This is a genomic window from Methylomonas sp. BG-2 (assembly GCF_057766305.1).
In genome coordinates this window covers 1-2,926 of the sequence record NZ_JBYMAP010000351.1, presented here as the reverse complement: position 1 = coordinate 2,926, position 2,926 = coordinate 1, and the positions used below count along the sequence as shown (strand labels likewise).

The 2,926-nt window shown below is 51.8% G+C and carries 4 protein-coding genes; 2 read left to right on the top strand and 2 right to left on the bottom strand.

Features of this window, described 5'->3' with window-relative positions:
- Positions 1–262 precede the first annotated feature (262 nt).
- Together AC3B8H_RS19955 and AC3B8H_RS19950 are read left to right on the top strand one after the other, a co-directional pair.
- On the top strand, positions 263–601 hold the full coding sequence (locus tag AC3B8H_RS19955; RefSeq protein WP_488443268.1) for a DUF6794 domain-containing protein: 339 nt from the start codon (positions 263–265) through the stop codon (positions 599–601).
- Positions 602–610: 9 nt separating this feature from the next.
- Positions 611–1,414, top strand: a complete 804-nt coding sequence (locus tag AC3B8H_RS19950) for a retropepsin-like aspartic protease family protein (protein ID WP_488443267.1) — start codon at positions 611–613, stop codon at positions 1,412–1,414.
- A gap of 40 nt (positions 1,415–1,454) precedes the next feature.
- Here the strand turns inward: AC3B8H_RS19950 and AC3B8H_RS19945 are convergent, their stop codons facing one another.
- Both AC3B8H_RS19945 and yecR read right to left on the bottom strand, forming a co-directional pair.
- Complete coding sequence (locus tag AC3B8H_RS19945) at positions 1,455–2,522, bottom strand: IS630 family transposase (RefSeq protein WP_488443266.1); 1,068 nt, start codon at positions 2,520–2,522, stop codon at positions 1,455–1,457.
- A 112-nt stretch (positions 2,523–2,634) separates the two neighbouring features.
- A partial coding sequence (gene yecR / locus AC3B8H_RS19940; RefSeq protein WP_488443265.1) for a YecR family lipoprotein occupies positions 2,635–2,926 on the bottom strand: 292 nt, incomplete at its 5' end.

The window sequence follows — 2,926 nt, the reverse complement described above, 5'->3', positions numbered from 1 at the left end:
TCTGCCACGCACCTTTTTCAAGGAAGTGACCGTGAAGTTTCTGGAGGTTATTCGCGTGCGTCGGGCGAGGGTCGTACGCCGAACGGAGTAATTATAGTAACGGACACACCATTGGGGAAAATGTCAAAAACCAAAGGGAAGGTTGATCTGGCGGTGGATAATTCGTGAACGCACTAAGGCCGGTGGATGCAGCTAGGGCCAGGAGGAAGCCCCCAGCCATGACCGAAAAAGTATTCAGGCCGTCAACGCCACGCTAAGATGGATGAATTGTCCGAGAATCTTCCAACTGGCTACAAGACGCCGAGGTCGTAACTTCGGCAACAAATGGGTCAACCCTGAAACTGGAACACGAAAATCCGCGGACCACACTTTCCGAAGCGGTCGATCGGTTGCATCGATTTTGCTCGAAGAAGACAAACAGGCCATTGCTGGCATGGCGGTAGACGATTTGTACAACCTCCATTTCAACCTTGGTTTGGCGATCCGGAATGCATGGTTGAATCGAACTGACAGTGATTTGTTGGCAGCGTGCGGTACTTATCATCCTGACGACGCTTCCCAGGTTATATTGGTCGCATTATGGCGAGCGTTACAACCGTGAGAGCGTGGCATGGGCATACAAGATCGAGACTATTACTGGGAGAAACATCAATCGGCGTCGAAGCCAGGTGGCAACGATTTTGGCTCTTCGCTCAGACACATTAACCGTCCGAATCCGCCCCAACGGAAATCGGGAAGTCTGAAATACCTTTTAATACCGGCATTGATGCTGTCCAGTCTTTGGCTGGGGGCCGATCGACTTTTAAAACAACGAGCGGTCCGCCCGCCTGCATCCCCAAGCCTTTCAATTCCTCTGGGCAATCCGGCTGATGTCCCTATTTCAGGGGGGCTTGAAATAAAAGCCGATCGCCAAGGACACTTCCGAGGAACCGTACTGATCAATCATGTGCCGATGCCTTTTTTGATCGATACCGGGGCGACCATCACCTCGATTCCAGCGAATTTAGCCTACGCCGCCAATCTGCCCGTGGGTAGGCCTGTCAATACTAATACGGCCGGCGGGAAAGTCGTCGATCGGCTGACGCAAATCACCAGCCTGAAAATTGGCAACGCCGAAATCAGCAATCTCGAGGCAACGATCAATCAGCATCTGGACGAGGTGCTCATTGGCATGAATACCTTGAAACTTTTCACCATCACCCAAAGCGGTAATACCATGACCTTGGTGGCCAACGGTTCGTCACCGGAACAAATTGTTAGAGCCCCAGCGATTTCCGCGGTCCCAATTCGGCCCAATACACTGGCCGCCGAGCAACCAAGCACTACACCGGAGGTCAAGCGAGTGACCAAGGTGAAAAAGACTGTAACTTGCAACGCACAACAAGTCTGCACGACGACGTACAGCGATCATTAGCGTTGTTTGATACTTCAGATTAGAAAAAAATAGCTAGTGCTTAATTCCGTAAATTAGCGATAGTATTTCGTAGTTGCGCACGGCGAACCTCACGTTTCCGCCATCGAAAAGGTGTAGCCGTAGGATTGTATGCGGCAATGAAGTCTTCAATGGCTTGGCGTAAGGCGGCGATGTTTTGGAAACTGGCGCCGCGTAAAGCTTTGCGCGACAGTATGCCGAACCAGATTTCCACCTGATTCAGCCAGCTGGCCGAGGTGGGTGTAAAGTGGAAATGGACATTCGGATGCTGAGCCAGCCAGGCATCGCATTTCTTGTGGGTACAATAATTGTCCAGGATCACGTGCAATTCTTGGCCTGCCGGCGTCTCCGCCACAATCGTGTCCATAAATCCGAGAAAATCTTCACGCCGTTTGGTTTCGGTGATTTGGGCGGTGATATTCCCGGTCGCGACCTGCAGGGCGGCAAACAAGTTCAGTGTGCCATGACGCTTATAGGTACTCTTGAATCCGTGCGCAATCTTGCCACTGTCGGTTTCGACGTACCCAGTCGTGCGTTCCAGGGCTTGGATGCTGGGTTTCTCGTCGACACTGATGACCAAGGCATTCTCCGGCGGACTCAAATACAAGCCGACAATATCCGCCGCCTTGGCCGCAAATTCTTTATCGGTACTGACACACCAGGAACGTTGTCGTTGTAGACAAATCCCGTCCTTGCGAAGCACCCGCCAAACGGCGTAAACCGAACTATCCAGAGCCTTAGCCACGGCAGGACCATCCCAGACGGCTTGCCCCTTTGGCGGTGGCAGCTCAAGGATAGCCAAAACACGCTGACGGAAATTCTCATCATACGTCTTCGGTGCGCCGGGTCGAGGTTCGTCAGATAATCCCAAAAGCCCCTGAGACATAAAACGGTTCCGCCATTTGATGACCGTATTGGCTCGCGTTCGGCATGTCGCTGCCACCTCTTGGAGTTGCGCACCATCCAGGCAGCCCAGAATCATCCGGGCTCTCTCGACTACTCGCGCTTCTTCCGTACGGCTTGCTGCGCGTCTCTCTAACTCCGTCTGCTCTTCTGCGGAACACTCAATTTTTGGGGCTACTCGTGACATACTCCCAAGATTACATTATTGTCGCTTAATAATGCAATTAAGCACTAGCTACGCAGCAAGCCAAATTCACGAAGTCCTGCTAGCAGGAGTTCAGGGCTATGCGACAGGAGAACTATATTCGGCCAGCGGAAGAGTCCGTGCACTGATATTCAATAGTCACTAGCCATTTAGCGCAACCGTTACGAGTAGGATTTGTGCAGATTTTAGTGGCGCCACCAAATGGCTCGGCATCTGCGTATCCCCAAGCCTCACAGCGTTGTTTTGCCGAATCTAGTCCTTGTTGTTCATTCAATTTAGGTATCTCGAATAAGCCATACTCAAACGACATCTTAACGATTCCGTCAGAGCGACTGCCGCCGGTGGCAATTAACTGTTTTTGTACGCTGCAACCCTGAGTAAAAAAG

What these genes read in the sequence shown, in the direction of transcription:
- AC3B8H_RS19950 (WP_488443267.1), top strand. Translation starts at nt 611, where the DNA reads ATGGGCATACAAGATCGAGACTATTACTGGGAGAAACATCAATCGGCG.
- AC3B8H_RS19955 (WP_488443268.1), top strand. Translation starts at nt 263, where the DNA reads ATGAATTGTCCGAGAATCTTCCAACTGGCTACAAGACGCCGAGGTCGT.
- AC3B8H_RS19945 (WP_488443266.1), bottom strand. Translation starts at nt 2,522, where the DNA reads ATGTCACGAGTAGCCCCAAAAATTGAGTGTTCCGCAGAAGAGCAGACG.